Origin of the sequence: Flavobacterium beibuense F44-8, from assembly GCF_000769915.1 — a bacterium.
Lineage (GTDB): Bacteria > Bacteroidota > Bacteroidia > Flavobacteriales > Flavobacteriaceae > Flavobacterium > Flavobacterium beibuense.
Window position 1 is genome coordinate 155,289 of sequence record NZ_JRLV01000001.1, and the last position, 17,774, is coordinate 173,062.

Consider the following 17,774-nt stretch of genomic DNA (forward strand, 5'->3'; position numbering starts at 1 on the left):
ATATTGATTAATAGTTTTCTATATATTTGGTTTTACCAACAAACCACAAAAAAATGAAAACTACACTTATTTGCCTGCTAACACTCTTGGTTAGCTTAACGGGTTTTTCTCAGGATTCCAAATTAACAGTAGCAATTTTAGGTGATCAAACGATTGCCGAAGTAAATATTGATACCGATGAGTTTATGACAGGTGTTAAAGCATTAATGGATAAGGTTGAAGAGGAAGGGAATGCCTTGCCGGAATCTTACCGACTTGCTGTAATGGTTACATTGCATAAAGATGCTGATGCCGATTTTGAAGTCTATTCTAAGCCTATGCTTGATGCTGATAAAGTTAATGCTATACTTAAAAAGTTAAGAGCAGTAAAAATGGGAAGGGCTAAGTTTATTGACTTTCCTGTGGCGATAGGTTTTAATGTAGGTAAGAATTTTGAAGAAATAGAAATTGCATCACCTTATGATAAAATAGTAAAGGCGTATGAGGAAGCCGATTTAGCTCAAAAAGTTTTACTTAATAAACAATGGGCTGCTGAACATTTACCGGTTTTAATTGCTTTTGAAAGTAGTGTTGAAGATAAGTTTAAGGGAGTAAAAGATTTTGGGATTGAGTTGTCAAAACTGGATTTCTCTAAAAAACAAAATATAAAAAGCCTTACCGATAATAATCATAATTACTGGAGAGCTACAATGGAGATGAGTTCGGGGAATCTGATAATACCTGTAACTAAAATCCTTATGCTAATGAGTCAGGGAGAATTTGATTATGCCTATAAGTTTGCTGAGATTTTGCCTATGTTTTCAGAAAATACTGCTACAGCGACAGTTTATCTTCGGGAAATAAACCAGAGGCTTGGTATTTTTGATGATCAGTTGCAGCAGGAAATAGGGAAGGGTATTGTTCTTCATGATAAAGGTAATTATGATGATGCTATTGCGGTTTATAAGGCTATTTTAAGTCAGTACCCTAATTCTGCCTGGACAATGTATGAGGTTTACTTTTCGGGTAATGCAAAAGGTGTTAAAGAGGGGAAAGTGAAGTTGGAAGACAGGGCAGAATGGGATAAGGCTAAAATTGCTATTTATGCTGCTAATCCTTTGTATAATATGGATATAAGGGCTAATACAGGTAAAGAGGCTTATCTGTTGTATAGGAGATTTGAGATGTCAACCCTTTTTAAAAATAAGGATGAACGTTTAAAGGATGTTTTTGAATATGCCGATATCGCTATGGATTTAGGGGTGTATGATTTTGCTGCTCAGCTTTTTTGGTTAACAGCTAATTATGATAAAGATGCTTCAGAGAAATCTTTATTGAGGTGCATGTATTGTTTAGAGAAGTTAGGAATCAAGAATTTAAAAGATAACTTTAATTACGATTTTGATGAAGCTTTCAGAACTATAGAGAATGATAAAGAAAATGAGATGAAAAACAGTCAGGCTTATCAGAAAATGAAAAAATAACATTTTCATTAGCAGGGAAGGCTAATGTTAGTTTTTTATAATTGACTACAACCAAATTTATTTATACTATGAAATCAAAACTCTTTTTTTATTAACAGCAGCTATTCTTGTAGGTTGTTCGTCTTCAAAATCATCGGGCTCCAAAATGCAGGTTGCTGATGATTATGGTTATTCTGAAAAAAATCCAATCAAGGTAGGAGGTGTTATGGATGGACCGGAAATGGACCGTGATTATCTCAACAGGCTAACAGGGCCTAATGGTGAAGCTGTAAAGTATACTCGAAGAGGTAGTTGCTGTCATTTTAAATCAAAAAATGCGATGATGGGGATGGGGCTTTTGGATATTTATGAAGTGGAAATAAAAGGAGATACTGTAAAAAAAGTGCTTTATCTTAATATGTATGATAAAGTTAAGCTTTTTGCTCCTAAGGGATTTTTAATGAAATAATAAATAAAAAAACGGCTTTTAAGGCCGTTTTTTATTTACTTATATTAAAAGTTTTCTTCGTCAGGGACTGTAGACGGAGTTGTTTGTTGCTGGAAGTCCAGTTTTTTCTTTCTTAATTCAAAGTTTTGTCCCAAATATACTTTACGTACCATTTCGTCGCTGGCAAGATCTTCGGGTACACCTGCCTTAAGGATGTCTCCCTGGAACATTAGGTAAGTCTTATCGGTAATGGCAAGAGTTTCCTGTACGTTATGGTCGGTAATAAGAATACCTATATTTTTATTTTTTAACTGCGCTACAATACGCTGAATGTCTTCAACCGCTACCGGGTCAACACCGGCAAAAGGCTCATCAAGAAGGATGAACTTAGGGTCGGTTGCCAGTGCACGGGCAATTTCTGTACGGCGTCGCTCACCACCCGATAAAAGGTCGCCTCGGTTAGTACGTATATGTTGTAGTGAGAATTCGTCTATAAGGGCTTCCATTTTAGCTTCCTGTTCTTGTTTAGACAGGTTTGTAAGCTGTAATACACTCAATATATTGTCTTCAATACTAAGCTTTCTGAAAACCGAAGCCTCCTGAGCAAGATAACCAATACCATTTTGAGCACGTTTGTACATAGGGTAATCGGTAATATCCATATTGTCCAGGTATATTTTTCCGCTGTTAGGCTTTACAAGTCCAACAATCATATAGAAAGATGTGGTTTTTCCGGCACCGTTAGGTCCCAGTAGTCCTACTATCTCTCCTTGGTTTACCTCAACCGAAATACCTTTTACAACGCTTCGGCCTTTATATGTTTTGACTAGGTTGTCAGCTCTTAAGATCATGTCTTAAATTTCTTTTTTTTAATATTATTCGCCCTGTCCCTTTTCTTCAAGCGCTTCCCAAAACTCGTAAGCTCTTCTAAGGTGGGGAACCACTATTGTGCCGCCTACCAGGGTTGCAATGCTAAGGGCCTCCATAACCTCTTCTTTGTTTAGTCCTTCTTTGTAGCAGGTCTCTAAATGGTATTTTACACAGTCGTCGCAACGTAATACTGCAGATGCCACAAGCCCCAGCAATTCTTTTGTTTTAACATCAAGAGCGCCTTCCATGTAGGCATTTGTGTCAAGGTTAAAGATACGTTTTATTATTTTATTGTTATCTGCCAGAAGCTTGTCATTCATTTTCTGGCGGTAGTCGTTAAATTCCTGTACTATATCGCTCATCTCTAATTAGCTTTTGTTATCTCACTTTTCTTTCCAATTCTTACAGCAATAAATATACTCAGTTCATATAGTATTGCCAGTGGTACTGTAACTATAACCTGACTTACAACATCAGGCGGAGTAACTACAGCAGCGACAATAAGCATAATCACGTAGGCATATTTTCTGTAATTCCTCAAAAACTCAGCAGAAACCAAGCCGGTTTTTGACAGGAAGTATATAATTATAGGTAACTCAAAAATCAGACCACATGAAATAACAGTGGTTTTTATAAGGCTGATGTAAGAGTCAATGTCAATCATATTTTCGATAATGTTGCTAATGCTGTAATTACCTAAAAAGTTGATAGAAAGAGGCACGATAATAAAATAACCAAAAAGAACTCCAAGGAAAAACAGTAATGAGGCAGAAAATAAAAATGCCATAGCATATTTACGCTCTCTGTCATAAAGTGCCGGACGTATAAATTTCCAGAATTCCCATAAAATTACAGGGAAGGCTAAAATAAAACCGGCTGTTATCGAGGTCCAGATGTCAGTTGAGAACTGACCGTCCATACGTCTACTCTGGATTTTGAAAGGCAGTTCGGTGATACAAAAACTTTTGTCTAAGTCGTATTTGTTTGCCAGGTCGCAAAAAAACTGGTAAGTAAGAAAATCTCCGCTTGCCGGAGCAAATATGATATTGTCAAAAATGAATTTACTGAAGATAAAAGCTATAACTCCGCAAATTAATATTGCTAATGTACTTCTAATCAATAACCATCTTAATTCTTCAAGATGGTCAAGGAAAGACATTTCTCCTGTGGTTGTTTTTTTAGCGTCTTTGGCCATTTATTTATACTATTCCTTCTTTTAAAATATCATGTAAGTGCAGTATACCTTTATACTCTCCGTTTTCCTCTACCACCAGCTGGGTGATAGCAAAATTTTCCATAGTGTTAAGGGCATCTGCTGCCATTTCGGTTGGTTTTATTGTTTTTGGGTTGTGCGTCATTATATCTTTAGCTACAACTCCGGCAATGTTATCCCTGTCGTTAAGCATTCTTCTTATATCACCATCGGTAATAATACCTACAACTTTTTCACCTTCTAATACGGCTGTAACACCAAGTCTTTTTGCCGATATCTCAAAAATAGCCTGTTTAATACTACTGTCTGGCAATACTGCAGGTTTGTGAGTGTCGTCCAGCATGTCGCCTACGCGCAATAACAGTTTTTTGCCCAGTGCGCCACCAGGGTGGTATTTGGCAAAATCGTCACTTTTAAAGTTGTTAAGCTCCATAAGACATACGGCAAGCGCATCGCCCAAAACGAGCTGTGCTGTAGTGCTGTTTGTTGGTGCCAGGTTGTTAGGACAGGCTTCACTTTCTACATACGCATGAAGTACATAATCGGATTCTTTTCCTAAAAAAGAATCTTTATTTGCAGTCATGCCAATAAGTATGTTGCCGTCGCGTTTTAATAACGGAGCGAGCACTTTGATTTCAGGACTGTTGCCACTTTTAGAAATACAAATAACAACATCTCCCGGTTGTACCATTCCTAAATCACCATGAATAGCCTCGGCTGCATGAAGGAAAAGAGATGGGGTTCCGGTAGAGTTAAGCGTTGCGACAATTTTGCTGGCTATAATGGCACTTTTGCCAATTCCGGTAACAACCAGTCTGCCTTTACTCTGGTGGATTATACCGGTAGCCTTTGCAAAGTCCTCATCAAGGTAGTTTACAAGGTTAGCAATGCTCTCGCTTTCAGTAAGTATGGTTTTTCTGGCTGAATCCAGTATTGCCTGTGTATTTATCAAGATTGTGAAATGTTTAAAAAGTTGCGCGTATTAAAGATTTTTGTATCTTTATGTTCTGCAAATTTATGTAAATTACTATTAATAAATAATGAAATCGACCGAAATTGACTTACACAAAGAGTTAAAAAAATATTTTGGTTTTAACAAATTTAAAGGTCTCCAGGAAGGTGTTGTAAAAAGTATCATAACGGGACAAAATACATTTGTTATAATGCCAACAGGTGGCGGAAAATCACTGTGTTATCAGTTGCCTGCTTTGGTGCTCGATGGAACAGCGATTGTAGTTTCCCCATTAATCGCGCTGATGAAAAACCAGGTGGATGCCATAAGAAGTCTTTCGTCAGAACAGGGGATAGCACACGTTTTAAATTCTTCCCTTACAAAAACAGAAGTGAACCAGGTAAAAAGTGATATCACTAACGGTATTACCAAACTTTTGTATGTAGCGCCCGAATCGCTTACTAAGGAAGAATATGTTACTTTTTTAAGAGGTGTTAAGCTGTCTTTTGTAGCGATAGATGAAGCACACTGTATATCAGAATGGGGGCATGACTTCAGGCCTGAATACCGTAATTTAAGGAGTATTATAAAGCAGTTGGGCGATGTACCTGTTATAGGGCTTACCGCAACGGCTACACCTAAGGTGCAGGAAGATATACTGAAAAACCTTGACATGTCTGACGCTAATGTGTTTAAGGCATCATTCAACAGACCAAACCTTTATTATGAGGTAAGGCCAAAGGCTAAAACAGTTGAGTCTGATATTATTCGGTTTATCAGGCAGCACAAAGGCAAATCGGGAGTTATTTACTGTTTGAGCCGTAAAAAGGTGGAGGAAATAGCACAGGTATTGCAGGTAAACGGTATTAGTGCCGTGCCTTACCATGCCGGACTGGATGCTAAAACACGTGCCAAGCATCAGGATATGTTCCTTATGGAAGATGTAGATGTGGTAGTGGCAACCATTGCATTTGGTATGGGTATCGATAAGCCGGACGTTCGTTTTGTAATTCACCATGATATACCAAAGTCGCTTGAAAGCTATTATCAGGAAACGGGTAGAGCCGGTCGTGACGGAGGTGAAGGGCATTGTTTGGCTTACTATTCGTATAAGGATATAGAGAAGCTGGAGAAATTCATGTCGGGCAAACCCGTGGCAGAGCAGGAAATAGGTTTTGCACTGTTGCAGGAAGTAGTTGCTTATGCCGAGACTTCAATGTCAAGACGAAAATTCCTTCTTCATTATTTTGGTGAGGAGTTTGACGAAGTGAATGGCGAAGGTGCCGATATGGATGATAATATTCGTAATCCTAAAAAGAAATCAGAGGCTAAAGATCAGGTGGTAATTTTACTGGAAACGGTTAAGAATACCAAGCAGATGTATAAGTCTAAAGAAATAATATTTACACTTACCGGTAAGGTTAATGCGCTTATAAAGGCTCATAAAACCGATTCTCAGGCTTTCTTTGGGAAAGGTAAGGAGTATGATGATAAGCACTGGATGGCGCTTATTAGGCAGGTATTGGTAGAAGATTATCTGTCTAAAGATATTGAGACATATGGAGTGCTTAAGCTTACGCCAAAAGGTGAAGCGTTTATTGCGAATCCTGTGTCATTTATGATGACAGAAGATCATGACTACGGTGACGATAGTGATGATGCGACAGTAACAGCAGCAAAATCCGGTGGAGGTACTACTGATGAGGCTTTGGTAAATATGCTTAAAGACCTTCGTAAAAAGGTAGCCAAAAAACTGGGAGTTCCGCCGTTTGTGGTGTTCCAGGACCCTTCGCTGGAAGATATGGCTTTAAAGTATCCTGTTAGTGTTGCCGAGCTGAGTAATGTACACGGTGTAGGTGAAGGTAAGGCTAAAAAGTACGGTAAAGAATTTGCCGACCTTATTGCCCGCTATGTTGAGGATAATGATATTGTAAGGCCGGATGATCTTGTGGTAAAATCTACAGGGGCTAACTCTGCACTTAAGTTGTATATTATCCAGAATGTGGACAGGAAACTTCCGTTGAGTGATATTGCCAGTGCGAAAGGTTTGGATATGGATGCCCTGCTTAAAGAAATGGAGCAGATAGTGTATTCGGGTACCAAGCTTAATATAAAATATTGGATTGATGAAATACTGGACGAGGATCAGCAGGAAGAAATTCATGAATATTACATGGAATCAGAATCTGACAATATTAAGGATGCACTTAAAGAGTTTGACGGTGATTATGATACCGAAGAGCTAAGGCTTATGCGTATTAAGTTTATAAGTGAAGTTGCTAATTAAATTAGCAATATATAAAATGATAAAAACAAAAGCCCTGAGATTTCTCGGGGCTTTTTTATGATATTTAGTTTTCAGTTTAATCACTGATTACTCTTCATAGAGTTCGCCACGATGAGGTTTGAGTGCATCGCGCACCTGTATCATGTGTTCATCGGTAACTACCATATAAGCTATGGCATGCATATCGCTTATTGCTTTAAAACCTGTAATGTTTAAAGGTAGTTTTTCTATGGCTATATATTCTTTTAAATGAATTTCATGGTGTTCTGCGGTTTTAGCTCCTGCAGGCCCTTTAAAATCCCATATCAGTTTTATTTTTCTCATGTGTAATTGTTGCAGTTAGGGAGGGTAAAGTTACAAAGTAGGTTTTATTCTCTGGGTAAAGTTTTTATATTTATAACCTTATATCAATAATTAGCATGAAACACTATATACTTACTGCTTTATTTATTACTTCGGTTTCCTTTGCACAGGAGCTAACTTTAGAAAGAGCCAACGGCCTTGCCGGACTACCGTTAAAATGTATGCAACAGGAGTTTCCTAATAAAATGGGACAGCTTATTGCCGATGCTTCCGAGTTGGGTACGCCCCAACAACTGCACCCTGCCTTTTATGGTTGTTTTGACTGGCATTCTTCGGTACACGGGCACTGGAGCTTAGTGTATCTGCTTAGTAAGTTTCCTGATATTGACAGGAAAGAAGAGATTATAAGTAAGCTACAGGTAAATTTGAGTAAAGCTAATATTGAGCAGGAAGTAGCCTATATGAGTAAGGGGCATGAAAAAGCCTTTGAGCGTACCTATGGCTGGGCATGGCTTTTAAAGCTTCAGTTGGAGTTGGAAAGATCTCCGGTTGCTGAGGTGAAAAAACTGGCTGCTAATGTAAAGCCTCTGGCCGATTTGATAACTGAAAGATATATAGAATTCCTGCCAAAGCTTAACTATCCGGTTAGGGTAGGTACACATACAAACACTGCCTTTGGGATGTCGCTGGCATGGGATTATGCCGTGTATTCAGGTAATGCAGAACTGCAACGTGTTATTAAGGAAAATGCCTTACGTCTGTTTAAAAATGATACCGATTGCCCTTTTGACTGGGAACCAAGCGGCACTGATTTTCTTTCGCCATGTATGGAGGAAATGGCAATAATGCAACGCGTAATGCCTGAAAAAGACTTTTTAAAATGGCTTAAAGGTTTTGCAAAGCAATTGTTTGATAAAAACTACAACTGGGAACCGGGTGAGGTGTCCGACAGGAATGACGGTCACCTTGTGCATCTTGACGGACTTAACTTTAGCCGTGCCTGGAATATGTATAGGCTGGCAAGTCAGTACCCAAAACAGTTTGGTCATTTAATTCCGTTAGCCAATCATCATTTTAATTATTCGTTACCGGCTATTGTAGATGGTAATTATGAAGGTGAACACTGGTTAGCTTCATTTGCGCTTCATGCTTTTGAAGAGAAGGCTTATTTATCTCTTAAAATGTAATATTGCTTTCGCATTGTTCCCTTAAAATCTTTAGGAGTTAAATTAATAGTTTTTTTGAGTTCTCTTTTCTGCTTATTTGATAGAGTGTCCCAGATGTTTTTTGATTTAAGATTGGTTATAATCCAATCGTTATCCGGGGGTATTAGTTTTTTGTTTTTTATTTTAAAGATTTCTGTTCCTTTATATCTTGATTTAGGGTTTTTTATAGTATCAAAAACAAGAATTAAAGTGTCTTGTTTGATACTCCAGGTTCCTACAGAGTTGTCATTCATCATGTCTCCTCTGAAATTTTTAATAAATGTACTGTCTTCTTTTAATTCGATAGACTGGCTAAACATTCCATATGAAGGGAAATTAGTTGAGTATCTTCCTGTATAGAATTTTTTTGAGCATGAAGTTATCATAATCAATGTGAAAAAAAAGATTAACGATAGATTTAACTTTTTTCGCATGTGAAGTGTTTATTATGGATATAAAATTAAACACCTAAAGTAATAAATTAAATAATTATTTTTGCGACATGCCAAGAGAACTCCAGATACAGGTGGCCCCAGAGGTTGCCGCACAGCAGCATTTGCTTACAGAGCATGTTGCTAAGCTTATGCAGGTTAGTCCTGATGAGATTAATCATGTCGCTATTGTAAAGCGCTCTATTGATGCGCGCCAAAAGGCTGTTAAAATAAATCTTAAGCTTGCTGTATACTGGAAGGAAACGTATACCGAAACCACTATTCCTTTGCCTGACTATAAAGATGTTTCTAATAGTAAGGAAGTGATTATAGTAGGGGCAGGGCCTGCCGGGTTATTTGCAGCGCTGCAACTTATTGAACTTGGTATTAAGCCTATTGTTATAGAAAGGGGTAAGGATGTACAGGAGCGCAGGCGTGATCTTAAAGCTATTAACCGAGAACATATTGTGGACGAAGATTCCAACTATTGCTTTGGTGAGGGTGGTGCCGGAACCTATTCTGACGGGAAGCTGTATACCCGTTCTAAAAAACGTGGTGATGTAGACCGTATCCTGAAACTTTTTGTGGCTTTTGGTGCTGCCGATAATATAATGGTAGAGGCGCATCCGCATATTGGTACCAACAAACTGCCTAAGATAATCAAATCCATGCGTGAAAAGATTATTGAGTTTGGCGGCGAGGTGCTTTTTGATACCCGTGTAACTGATATACTGGTGAAAAATAACGAAATTGAAGGTGTGGTTACTCAGAATAATGAAGTAATCAATGCCAAAAAAATAATACTGGCAACCGGACATTCTGCAAGGGATGTGTTTGAATTGCTGGACCGTAAAAAAATCTTCATAGAAGCAAAGCCTTTCGCGCTTGGAGTAAGGGCAGAGCACCCGCAAACCTTAATAGACAGCATACAGTATAGTTGCGATTTTAGGGGAGATTACCTGCCGCCAGCACCTTACAGTATAGTAAAACAGGTAAACGGCAGGGGGATGTATTCCTTTTGTATGTGTCCGGGAGGTGTAATTGCACCTTGTGCTACCAGTCCGGGAGAGGTTGTTACAAACGGATGGTCGCCTTCTAAAAGGGATCAGGCTACGGCTAATTCGGGTATTGTGGTAGAGTTAAAACTGGAAGATTTTAAACCTTTTGCCAAGTTTGGAGCGCTTGCAGGGATGGAATTCCAAAAGAGCATTGAACAAAAAGCATGGCATTTGGCAGGTGAAACCCAAAAGGTACCAGCACAACGCATGATTGATTTTACGCAAAGCAAAGTATCTGCCGATATTCCTAAAACATCTTATGTGCCGGGAACAACTTCGGTTGAACTGGGACAGGTATTTCCGGGATTCATTACTCAGGTAATGAGACAGGGGTTTGTGGATTTTGGTAAATCCATGAGAGGGTACTTAACTAATGATGCTATACTTCATGCTCCCGAATCAAGAACCTCATCACCGGTGCGTATACCACGTGATCCATATACGCTGGAACACTTACAGATAAAAGGACTTTACCCGTGTGGTGAAGGTGCGGGTTATGCAGGAGGTATTATCTCTGCCGCTATAGACGGGGAGAAATGTGCCATTAAATGTGCGGAAGAGCTTAAATAAATAATCTAGATATTGCAAAAAAAAGCAGCTTTAATAGGCTGCTTTTTTTATGTGTGATAAAAACTATTTTTTGTGCTTTATTGTATTTATTACCTTTTCTTCAAGTTCGTTTTTCTGTTCTTCATTGAGGTAGGAGTATACTAATGATAGAGCGAAATTGTTTTCTATTGTGACCAGGTAAGTTTGGTAAACAGGTACGCCTTCAACATCTATAGTAATGGTTGTTTGGTAAAAATCAATATTGTTTATTGTTCTTTTTTCAAACTCTTTGTCTAATTCTGTTACTGTTAAAGAACTTTTCTTGATTAGCATAACGGCATGATTAAGGTACTGCTCAGCTGTTATTTTTGTAGAGATATTTTTAACATTTTCTGCTATCAGCATAAAATTAGAGTTGTAATCTGTAAAATCATCTTTATCATCATACTTAAAAACAACCAGAAGGGAAGCTGTACTTATTTCAGTAGCTTTAATAAGGGCTTCGGTATTTTTGTCACCCGCGGCAACAATCTTTCTTCCTTCATTTGTTAGCTCCTTTATTTCTTCCTTGTTTTGCGGATGCCAGTCTTTAGGGACATTCATTTCAAGATTGAAAAAGGTGTTGATGTATTTTTCATTTCTTATTCGTCCGTAATCAAAGCCTTCTTCTTCATCAATTGGTTTTACAGAAGAATTGTTGCATGCTGCAAGTAATACAAAACTGATAAGTAACAGTACTTTTAAGGTTGGTTTCATAAATTTGGTTTTAAGTGGGTAAAATTAATAAATTACACTAATTAGCTACAGTTGTGTACGGTGAAAGTTTGTTTGTTATATTAGCGAAAAAATAATCTATGAAAAAAATATCAGCCTTACTCCTGGTATTGTTGCCTCTTATTGCTTTTTCGCAAAATAACTTTAAAGTAATCGATTCTGTTTTATCTGTTTACGATCAGGGTGTTGTGCCTGGTGTTTCTGTTAGTATTGCAAAAAACGGCAAAGTTCTCTATAGCAGAAATGTTGGTTATGCAGATATTGAAGCCAATAAAAAAATAGACGACAAAACGCTGTTTTGTATGGCATCTGTATCAAAACAGTTTACCGCTGCCTGTATTGTTATGCTGGAACAGCAGGGCAAGCTGAGCCTTGAGGATAAATTATCAAAATATTTTCCTGATTTTCCTGAGTATGCTAATACTATTAGCATTGTTCATCTTTTAAATCATACCAGTGGTATAAAAGACTACTTAGCATTATCTATGTTGAGAGGACATGATAATAAAGATTATACAAATGAAATGGTAGAAGATATGCTTAGAGTGCAGGAGCTTGACTTCGAACCGGGAAGTACTTTTTCTTATTCCAATTCAGGATATTGGTTTTTGGTAAGGATTATAGAAAAAGTATCAGGTAAATCAATTATTGATTTTGCTCAGGAGAATATTTTTCGACCTTTAAAAATGAAAAATACTCAATATACTTACGATCCGTACTCAGTAAAACATATGTCAAGAGGCTATGTGGAAACAGATGAAGGCTATGAAGTTGAACCGCAAAAAGAATATCTAATAGCAGGAGCGGGCGTTGTTTCTTCGGCGCAGGATATGCAAAAGTGGCTGTTTGAAATGCATACTCAAAAAAAATTTGGTACTGCCTTTTGGAATCGTATGCTTAATGAAGAGTTTTATGATTTGGGTAATAATAATTTTTCTACAAAAGGATTATTTACAGGAGATTACTATGGGGTAAAGCGTATTCAGCATGGGGGTGATGTTGATGGTTTTCATACTGTGGTAGAGTGTTTCCCGGAGCAGGGAGTAACTGTTGCAATATTTACTAATAATGATAATGTAAGTGTTTATGAGTTTAATAAACCTGCATTGAGCAGCTTGTTAAATTTGAAATATAAAAAAGAGGTTAAAAAAGAGGTTGTCCAAGCAGAAGAGCCACCGATTTTTGACCCCGTTAGTGAAACTGATTTAAAACAATATGAAGGAGATTATGGTTCTGACTTGGGATTGTTCTTTAATGTTAGTGTTAAAGACGGTGTTCTCTATGTTATACAGAAATGGGACGGAGGTGGTTATCCTGTTGTGCAGACAGGAACTAATAAATTTAAGATAGACGGAGACCCGATCTTTTTTGAGTTTATTGATATAAATAACGGAACGGCAAATTTATTAAAGGTGAACCAGGAAGACGGGGAGTATGTTTTTGAGAGAGACTATCAGTTGCCTGATTTTGATGATTATTTAGGGGAATATTACTCAAAAGTACTCAATGTAAACTATGAATTCTATATAGAAGACGGCTTGTTGGTGTTCAGGCCACAGGGAGTCGATGAGGTACATGTTGCCACTATAAAAGAAAAAGATAAAGCAACTAGCCCTTGGGGAGGCTTGTCTTTTGTAAGAGATAGTGAAGGTTTTATTACAGGCTTTTTGCTGTCACATGAAAGGGCCAGAAATATTGAATTTGTAAAAGTACCGGTTACGGAATAGGGATTTCCTCTTCATGTAGCTTATGTCCACCTTTATCATAGTAAATACAGGTCATGGCTACCATGTCTATTACCCATTTGTCTACACCATCCTGAGCGGCGTGTTGGCAAAAAGCCTTATAATCGGTTTCGCCTGCCTGATGGGCATTGAGGTGATGGATAAAATCAATGGGATTACCTGAGTCTGTAACTTCAAGGTTATCGTATTTTGGGTTAGACTGTACTCTGTAATTGTCACAGCCCCAGTATACGGTATGACCGTCTCTTACATAGGTGTTGTAGCGAATAACGCCCAGCTTTATTAGGTCCTGAATGTATTGGGGGAAATCGGCACCACTTTTAACATTAGAGTGCGCTTCTTCAATTTGGTCAATTGTAAACATACTCTTTAAATTTTAATATAAAGGTACGTAAAAGATTGATGTGTAATTATATAACCTTAAATATTAACAAAATAAGCCAAATTGCCAACAGGCTGCTTTTCCGCTAATATTTTCTTATTTTTGAAAGCTATTAAAATATCATGACAGAAGAAAAAGTAATACTTGTAAACGAAAAAGACGAGCAAATAGGGCTTATGCCAAAAATGGAGGCACATGAAAAAGCGTTGCTGCATCGTGCTTTTTCGGTTTTTATACTGAACTCCAAAAATGAGATTATGCTGCAGCAAAGAGCAGCCGATAAATATCATTCACCATTGCTGTGGACAAACACTACCTGTAGCCATCAGCGTGAAGGGGAGACTAATATCCAGGCAGGTAACCGCAGGCTTATGGAAGAAATGGGATTCCAAACAGAACTAAAAGAACTGTTCTCCTTTATATATAAGGCTCCTTTTGATAACGGTCTTACCGAGCATGAACTGGATCATGTTATGATAGGATATTATAACGGCGAACCTAATATTAATACCGAAGAGGCTGAAAGCTGGAAGTGGATGAGCATTGATGCCGTGAGGGATGATATGAAAAATCATCCGGAGCATTACACAGTTTGGTTCAGAATCATATTTGACGAGTTTTACCATTATCTGGAAGATCATAAATTACCTAACTAATGAGAGTAACTGTTAGCAGAAAAGCACATTTTAATGCCGCGCACCGCCTGTACCGCAAAGACTGGAGCGACGAGCAAAATGATGCTGTTTTCGGGAAATGTAACAATCCTAATTTTCACGGGCACAACTATGAGCTTATAGTGAGTGTTACGGGAGATATTGATCCTAAAACCGGATATGTTATAGATATGAAGGTGCTTAAGGATATTATTAATGATGAGGTAGAGCAGCCTTTTGATCATAAAAACCTAAATGTTGACGTACCTGAGTTTAGGGATTTAAATCCTACTGCCGAAAATATAGTGGTAGTAATTTGGAATAAAATAAGAAAGCGTATTGATGCTGCCATGGATATTGAAGTGGTACTATATGAAACGCCAAGAAACTTTGTTACTTACCGCGGTAACTAAAGCAACTATATTAATAATAAGATACTCAAATGGAATTATATCCGCTAATTTTTGAACCGATTTTAAAAGACAGGATTTGGGGAGGCACTAAGCTGCAGTCTGATCTTGGGAAAAATATACCAACACAAACTACAGGGGAGAGCTGGGAACTTTCGGCTGTGCCCGGAGATGTAAGTGTAGTTAGTGAGGGTGTATATGAAAACAAACCGTTGAGTGAATTGTTAGAGCAGTTTCCGCAGGAAATACTGGGGCAAAAAGTACATGAGCAGTTTGGGACTCAGTTTCCGTTATTGTTTAAGTTTCTTGATGCAAGAGATGATTTGTCAATACAGGTACATCCTAATGATGAACTGGCTAAGCAACGCCATAATTCTTTCGGGAAAACCGAAATGTGGTATGTTATGCAGGCCGATGAGGGTGCCAGGATTATTGTAGGTTTTAAGCAAAAGTCTAGTCCGGAGGAATATGTTGAACACTTAAATAACAAAAATCTTATTGAGATACTTAATGAGGTTAAGGTAAAAAAAGGAGATGTGTTTTTTCTTGAAACAGGAACTATACATGCCATAGGTGCCGGAATTGTTATAGCTGAGATACAGCAAACATCAGATATAACCTATCGTATATACGATTGGGACAGGGTAGATGTGCAGGGGAAATCAAGAGAGTTGCACGTAGAGCAGGCGCTTGATGCTATGAACTACGATACTACCGATACCCAAAAGCACTATACTAAAACAGAAAACAGTACTAATGTAATGGTAAACTGCCCTTATTTTACAACCAGTTATTTTCCGTTAAAAGGAGAGGCTAATGTAAATAAAAACGGTAGCAGCTTTACAGTATATATATGTACAGAGGGTGAATATACCTTTGAAGATAACGGAAAATCATATTCATTTAAAAAAGGAGATACGATACTGGTGCCTGCAGCCTTAAAGGATTTCTCGCTAAAGGGAGAAGCTACTTTGTTAGAAATATGTATTTCTTAACAGAGAAGGAGAAAATTAGTTGTAATTTTGCGAAGAATTTAAAATCAAAATAAAGATGGCAAGTGTAAGAACTTTAAAAAAAGACATTAATTACGTTTTAGGAGATATTATCGAGGCAGTTTACATTTGGGAGATGACAACTCAGGGAAAACCAACTCAGGAGTCAGAAGCTATTATAGATGAGGCAATTACTGTTTTTGATAATTTAATTACAAAAATTAACGCTAAAAACGTTGAAAATAAAAAAGATCATTTCAGAAAAATAAATAAAGAACTGGAAGAATCTGCTGGTCAGCTTGTTGCAAAAATCAATGCGCTGTAAGGAAAAATTTCAATAAAAAAGTGCAAATTTTTTTTTGGAAAATTCAAAACCAGTCTTATATTTGCACCCGTATTGAGATGCCGGTGTAGCTCAGCTGGCTAGAGCAGCTGATTTGTAATCAGCAGGTCGTGGGTTCGAGTCCCTCCATCGGCTCAATAAAAAAACCGCTTCAGAAATGAAGCGGTTTTTGTTTTTTGTAGCCTTTCCGTATTCATGTGATATTTCTGTATTATCTTCTTCATAGTATTTTTTATTTCAGGATTGTGAAAAAGCGGTTTTAGAACGAGGATTCGATAAAATGAATTAAGATGTGTTGCTAACGATAAAAAGTGTTTTAAAACGCTTCTTTTTGCGTAATAGCTGTAAAAAAAACAGCAAGGCACATACCTTGCTGTTTTCATATTTTAAAGAAAGAGTTTTATTGTACTGTATCCTCTTTTTTTCTGTTATCAATAAACTCGGTAAGCATTTTTCCGTAATGCGATTTTGCAATTTCAGGAGACATGCTTTTTTGTATAGTGTCCAAAAGTTTGATGTTAGCATCATACACCTCAGAAAGTGCTATATAAGGGCCTATTGGCTTATCTGCGTTATTAAGAGCGAAGTTTATAGTTGCTAAGTATCTTGTTTTAGTTATTTTTTCACTCGCTTTCTCAATGCTGTCAAGTTGCTGAGTGTTTCCTGTTTTTGTGGCCTCAAGGTTTCTCTCCATAAGGTCAAGGTTCATATTAGTATAGCGCTTTTTAATTTCCAAAAAGCTTTCATATAGTTTTTGGTTCTCTGAACCTGTAATTTTAGCACGGCTGTAAAAACCTTCAATGTCTGAATTAATTGTTATATCACCCGGCTCAGCAAAAAACGGAAGCTGATTGTCTACAGAATTGGTTTGTCCCCTGTCTAAAATAAGGTATAGCATTTCGGGTTCTTCTATATTTAAATCACTATTAAATGAAGAGTTGCCGTTAATGATAATACTATCCAGAGTCACAAGGTTAGTGTCTACTATTCTTTTTACGTAAAGCTTACCCTGTTTAAAACCTTTTATATTTCCTGATATATGCAGGTTGGTTCCGGCTTTATGTTCTTCTTTACAGGCAAAAAGTGCAGTTGCTGCAAACAGGGCTAAAATAGTTTTTTTCATAAATCAATACTGCGGTTAAATTTTTCGCAAAGTAATAAAATTTTACCGCTTTATGTAAATAAAAAAAGCAGCCTTAAGGCTGCTTTTTATGTATAAGTTTTTTTGGTTAATCGTCTAATAACATTTTTACCAGTTTGATATTCCCTGTATGAACCAGTTCTACAAAAAATGAGCTTATACCATACCCAGGGACTTCTGTTCCGGTTGTACATACTCTTGATGTTTGCTTTTTAGAAACCGGCTTAACAGGTGTAGCCTCTTCAGTTTTTACAGCAGATGCTGTAGTAGCTGTTTTTGCAACCTTAGCATTTTTAGTTTCCTGTTCTGTTTTGGAAAGTACAGTATTGTTTTCTGTAGGGTTTGGAGTGGTTTTGTTGTCATTACCATTATTGCCATTGTTTGCAAGAGCGGTAAAACTCAGTCCCATAAAAAATATAATAAATAAAGCTTTCATGTTCAGTAAGGTTTTAATTGTTTAAAGGTGTGCAGCTTTTTTAAGAGTCTAAATATAGTAATTTTTTGTATACCAAAGCATTAACTGTTGTTTTTTAAGCTTTTTTGAATTGGTTTTTTTATTTAATAATAGTTGTTTTT

Annotated in this window: 20 protein-coding genes and 1 tRNA gene; 11 read left to right on the forward strand and 10 right to left on the reverse strand. The window is 37.3% G+C overall.

Annotated elements, in window-relative coordinates; all coding sequences use genetic code 11:
* Positions 1-53: 53 nt before the first annotated feature.
* Together Q763_RS00720 and Q763_RS00725 are read left to right on the forward strand one after the other, a co-directional pair.
* Positions 54-1,463: a hypothetical protein gene (locus tag Q763_RS00720; RefSeq protein WP_035129955.1), complete on the forward strand. Its 1,410-nt coding sequence runs from the start codon at positions 54-56 to the stop codon at positions 1,461-1,463.
* Positions 1,464-1,608: 145 nt separating this feature from the next.
* Complete coding sequence (locus Q763_RS00725; RefSeq protein WP_052123168.1) at positions 1,609-1,911, forward strand: hypothetical protein; 303 nt, start codon at positions 1,609-1,611, stop codon at positions 1,909-1,911.
* Positions 1,912-1,955: 44 nt separating this feature from the next.
* Here the strand turns inward: Q763_RS00725 and lptB are convergent, their stop codons facing one another.
* The 4 genes from lptB to Q763_RS00745 are packed head-to-tail and all read right to left on the reverse strand — an operon-like array spanning position 1,956 to position 4,925.
* Positions 1,956-2,741, reverse strand: coding sequence for an LPS export ABC transporter ATP-binding protein (lptB, locus tag Q763_RS00730; RefSeq protein WP_035129961.1), 786 nt, complete (start codon positions 2,739-2,741; stop codon positions 1,956-1,958).
* A 24-nt stretch (positions 2,742-2,765) separates the two neighbouring features.
* On the reverse strand, positions 2,766-3,122 hold the full coding sequence (locus Q763_RS00735) for a carboxymuconolactone decarboxylase family protein (protein WP_035129964.1): 357 nt from the start codon (positions 3,120-3,122) through the stop codon (positions 2,766-2,768).
* 2 nt (positions 3,123-3,124) lie between these two features.
* Positions 3,125-3,955: a twin-arginine translocase subunit TatC gene (gene tatC, locus Q763_RS00740; RefSeq protein WP_232297487.1), complete on the reverse strand. Its 831-nt coding sequence runs from the start codon at positions 3,953-3,955 to the stop codon at positions 3,125-3,127.
* 4 nt (positions 3,956-3,959) lie between these two features.
* On the reverse strand, positions 3,960-4,925 hold the full coding sequence (locus Q763_RS00745) for a KpsF/GutQ family sugar-phosphate isomerase (RefSeq protein WP_035129967.1): 966 nt from the start codon (positions 4,923-4,925) through the stop codon (positions 3,960-3,962).
* Between the two features lie 88 nt (positions 4,926-5,013).
* On the opposite strand from Q763_RS00745, the gene recQ reads away from it, so the two are divergent.
* On the forward strand, positions 5,014-7,212 hold the full coding sequence (gene recQ / locus Q763_RS00750; RefSeq protein ID WP_035129969.1) for a DNA helicase RecQ: 2,199 nt from the start codon (positions 5,014-5,016) through the stop codon (positions 7,210-7,212).
* An 87-nt stretch (positions 7,213-7,299) separates the two neighbouring features.
* Here recQ and Q763_RS00755 read toward each other — a convergent pair whose 3' ends face one another.
* The gene (locus tag Q763_RS00755; RefSeq protein ID WP_035129972.1) at positions 7,300-7,536 is read right to left on the reverse strand and encodes a hypothetical protein; all 237 of its coding nucleotides are present in this window, start codon (positions 7,534-7,536) and stop codon (positions 7,300-7,302) included.
* A 95-nt stretch (positions 7,537-7,631) separates the two neighbouring features.
* Between Q763_RS00755 and Q763_RS00760 the strand changes: the two genes are divergently transcribed.
* Entirely contained in the window at positions 7,632-8,702 is a 1,071-nt protein-coding gene (locus Q763_RS00760) for a DUF2891 domain-containing protein (RefSeq protein WP_035129975.1), read from the forward strand.
* Here the strand turns inward: Q763_RS00760 and Q763_RS00765 are convergent.
* On the reverse strand, positions 8,681-9,154 hold the full coding sequence (locus Q763_RS00765) for a hypothetical protein (RefSeq protein WP_157499250.1): 474 nt from the start codon (positions 9,152-9,154) through the stop codon (positions 8,681-8,683). The genes Q763_RS00760 and Q763_RS00765 overlap by 22 nt on opposite strands.
* A gap of 68 nt (positions 9,155-9,222) precedes the next feature.
* Here Q763_RS00765 and Q763_RS00770 point away from each other — a divergent pair, with 68 nt between their 5' ends.
* Positions 9,223-10,779, forward strand: a complete 1,557-nt coding sequence (locus Q763_RS00770; protein WP_035129980.1) for an NAD(P)/FAD-dependent oxidoreductase — start codon at positions 9,223-9,225, stop codon at positions 10,777-10,779.
* A 63-nt stretch (positions 10,780-10,842) separates the two neighbouring features.
* Here the strand turns inward: Q763_RS00770 and Q763_RS00775 are convergent, their stop codons facing one another.
* Entirely contained in the window at positions 10,843-11,514 is a 672-nt protein-coding gene (locus Q763_RS00775) for a hypothetical protein (protein WP_035129983.1), read from the reverse strand.
* A gap of 98 nt (positions 11,515-11,612) precedes the next feature.
* On the opposite strand from Q763_RS00775, the gene Q763_RS00780 reads away from it, so the two are divergent.
* On the forward strand, positions 11,613-13,259 hold the full coding sequence (locus Q763_RS00780) for a serine hydrolase domain-containing protein (RefSeq protein WP_035129986.1): 1,647 nt from the start codon (positions 11,613-11,615) through the stop codon (positions 13,257-13,259).
* Here the strand turns inward: Q763_RS00780 and Q763_RS00785 are convergent.
* Positions 13,249-13,641, reverse strand: coding sequence for a DUF1398 domain-containing protein (locus Q763_RS00785; protein WP_035129988.1), 393 nt, complete (start codon positions 13,639-13,641; stop codon positions 13,249-13,251). The two genes, Q763_RS00780 and Q763_RS00785, sit on opposite strands and share 11 nt — an antisense overlap.
* A 140-nt stretch (positions 13,642-13,781) precedes the next feature.
* Here Q763_RS00785 and idi point away from each other — a divergent pair, with 140 nt between their 5' ends.
* The 5 genes from idi to Q763_RS00810 all read left to right on the forward strand — a co-directional run bounded on the left by idi (position 13,782) and on the right by Q763_RS00810 (position 16,192).
* Positions 13,782-14,315: an isopentenyl-diphosphate Delta-isomerase gene (gene idi, locus Q763_RS00790; protein WP_035129991.1), complete on the forward strand. Its 534-nt coding sequence runs from the start codon at positions 13,782-13,784 to the stop codon at positions 14,313-14,315.
* Positions 14,315-14,725: a 6-pyruvoyl trahydropterin synthase family protein gene (locus tag Q763_RS00795; RefSeq protein WP_035129993.1), complete on the forward strand. Its 411-nt coding sequence runs from the start codon at positions 14,315-14,317 to the stop codon at positions 14,723-14,725. The genes idi and Q763_RS00795 overlap by 1 nt, the downstream gene beginning before the upstream one ends.
* 29 nt (positions 14,726-14,754) lie before the next feature.
* Positions 14,755-15,717: a type I phosphomannose isomerase catalytic subunit gene (locus Q763_RS00800; protein WP_035129995.1), complete on the forward strand. Its 963-nt coding sequence runs from the start codon at positions 14,755-14,757 to the stop codon at positions 15,715-15,717.
* Between the two features lie 55 nt (positions 15,718-15,772).
* A complete protein-coding gene (locus Q763_RS00805) occupies positions 15,773-16,039 on the forward strand; it encodes a hypothetical protein (protein WP_035129998.1) in 267 nt (88 codons plus the stop codon).
* A 79-nt stretch (positions 16,040-16,118) separates the two neighbouring features.
* Positions 16,119-16,192: transfer RNA gene (locus tag Q763_RS00810), tRNA-Thr, on the forward strand.
* Positions 16,193-16,457: 265 nt separating this feature from the next.
* On the opposite strand, the gene Q763_RS00815 is transcribed toward Q763_RS00810, so the two are convergent.
* Together Q763_RS00815 and Q763_RS00820 are read right to left on the reverse strand one after the other, a co-directional pair.
* A complete protein-coding gene (locus Q763_RS00815; protein WP_035130001.1) occupies positions 16,458-17,180 on the reverse strand; it encodes a DUF4369 domain-containing protein in 723 nt (240 codons plus the stop codon).
* A 106-nt stretch (positions 17,181-17,286) separates the two neighbouring features.
* Entirely contained in the window at positions 17,287-17,634 is a 348-nt protein-coding gene (locus tag Q763_RS00820) for a hypothetical protein (RefSeq protein ID WP_035130004.1), read from the reverse strand.
* Positions 17,635-17,774 lie beyond the last annotated feature (140 nt).

Coding starts and splice junctions, on each gene's coding strand:
- Q763_RS00720 (WP_035129955.1), top strand. CDS start 54: ATGAAAACTACACTTATTTGCCTGCTAACACTCTTGGTTAGCTTAACG.
- Q763_RS00725 (WP_052123168.1), top strand. CDS start 1,609: ATGCAGGTTGCTGATGATTATGGTTATTCTGAAAAAAATCCAATCAAG.
- lptB (WP_035129961.1), bottom strand. CDS start 2,741: ATGATCTTAAGAGCTGACAACCTAGTCAAAACATATAAAGGCCGAAGC.
- Q763_RS00735 (WP_035129964.1), bottom strand. CDS start 3,122: ATGAGCGATATAGTACAGGAATTTAACGACTACCGCCAGAAAATGAAT.
- tatC (WP_232297487.1), bottom strand. CDS start 3,955: ATGGCCAAAGACGCTAAAAAAACAACCACAGGAGAAATGTCTTTCCTT.
- recQ (WP_035129969.1), top strand. CDS start 5,014: ATGAAATCGACCGAAATTGACTTACACAAAGAGTTAAAAAAATATTTT.
- Q763_RS00755 (WP_035129972.1), bottom strand. CDS start 7,536: ATGAGAAAAATAAAACTGATATGGGATTTTAAAGGGCCTGCAGGAGCT.
- Q763_RS00760 (WP_035129975.1), top strand. CDS start 7,632: ATGAAACACTATATACTTACTGCTTTATTTATTACTTCGGTTTCCTTT.
- Q763_RS00765 (WP_157499250.1), bottom strand. CDS start 9,154: ATGCGAAAAAAGTTAAATCTATCGTTAATCTTTTTTTTCACATTGATT.
- Q763_RS00770 (WP_035129980.1), top strand. CDS start 9,223: ATGCCAAGAGAACTCCAGATACAGGTGGCCCCAGAGGTTGCCGCACAG.
- Q763_RS00775 (WP_035129983.1), bottom strand. CDS start 11,514: ATGAAACCAACCTTAAAAGTACTGTTACTTATCAGTTTTGTATTACTT.
- Q763_RS00780 (WP_035129986.1), top strand. CDS start 11,613: ATGAAAAAAATATCAGCCTTACTCCTGGTATTGTTGCCTCTTATTGCT.
- Q763_RS00785 (WP_035129988.1), bottom strand. CDS start 13,641: ATGTTTACAATTGACCAAATTGAAGAAGCGCACTCTAATGTTAAAAGT.
- idi (WP_035129991.1), top strand. CDS start 13,782: ATGACAGAAGAAAAAGTAATACTTGTAAACGAAAAAGACGAGCAAATA.
- Q763_RS00795 (WP_035129993.1), top strand. CDS start 14,315: ATGAGAGTAACTGTTAGCAGAAAAGCACATTTTAATGCCGCGCACCGC.
- Q763_RS00800 (WP_035129995.1), top strand. CDS start 14,755: ATGGAATTATATCCGCTAATTTTTGAACCGATTTTAAAAGACAGGATT.
- Q763_RS00805 (WP_035129998.1), top strand. CDS start 15,773: ATGGCAAGTGTAAGAACTTTAAAAAAAGACATTAATTACGTTTTAGGA.
- Q763_RS00815 (WP_035130001.1), bottom strand. CDS start 17,180: ATGAAAAAAACTATTTTAGCCCTGTTTGCAGCAACTGCACTTTTTGCC.
- Q763_RS00820 (WP_035130004.1), bottom strand. CDS start 17,634: ATGAAAGCTTTATTTATTATATTTTTTATGGGACTGAGTTTTACCGCT.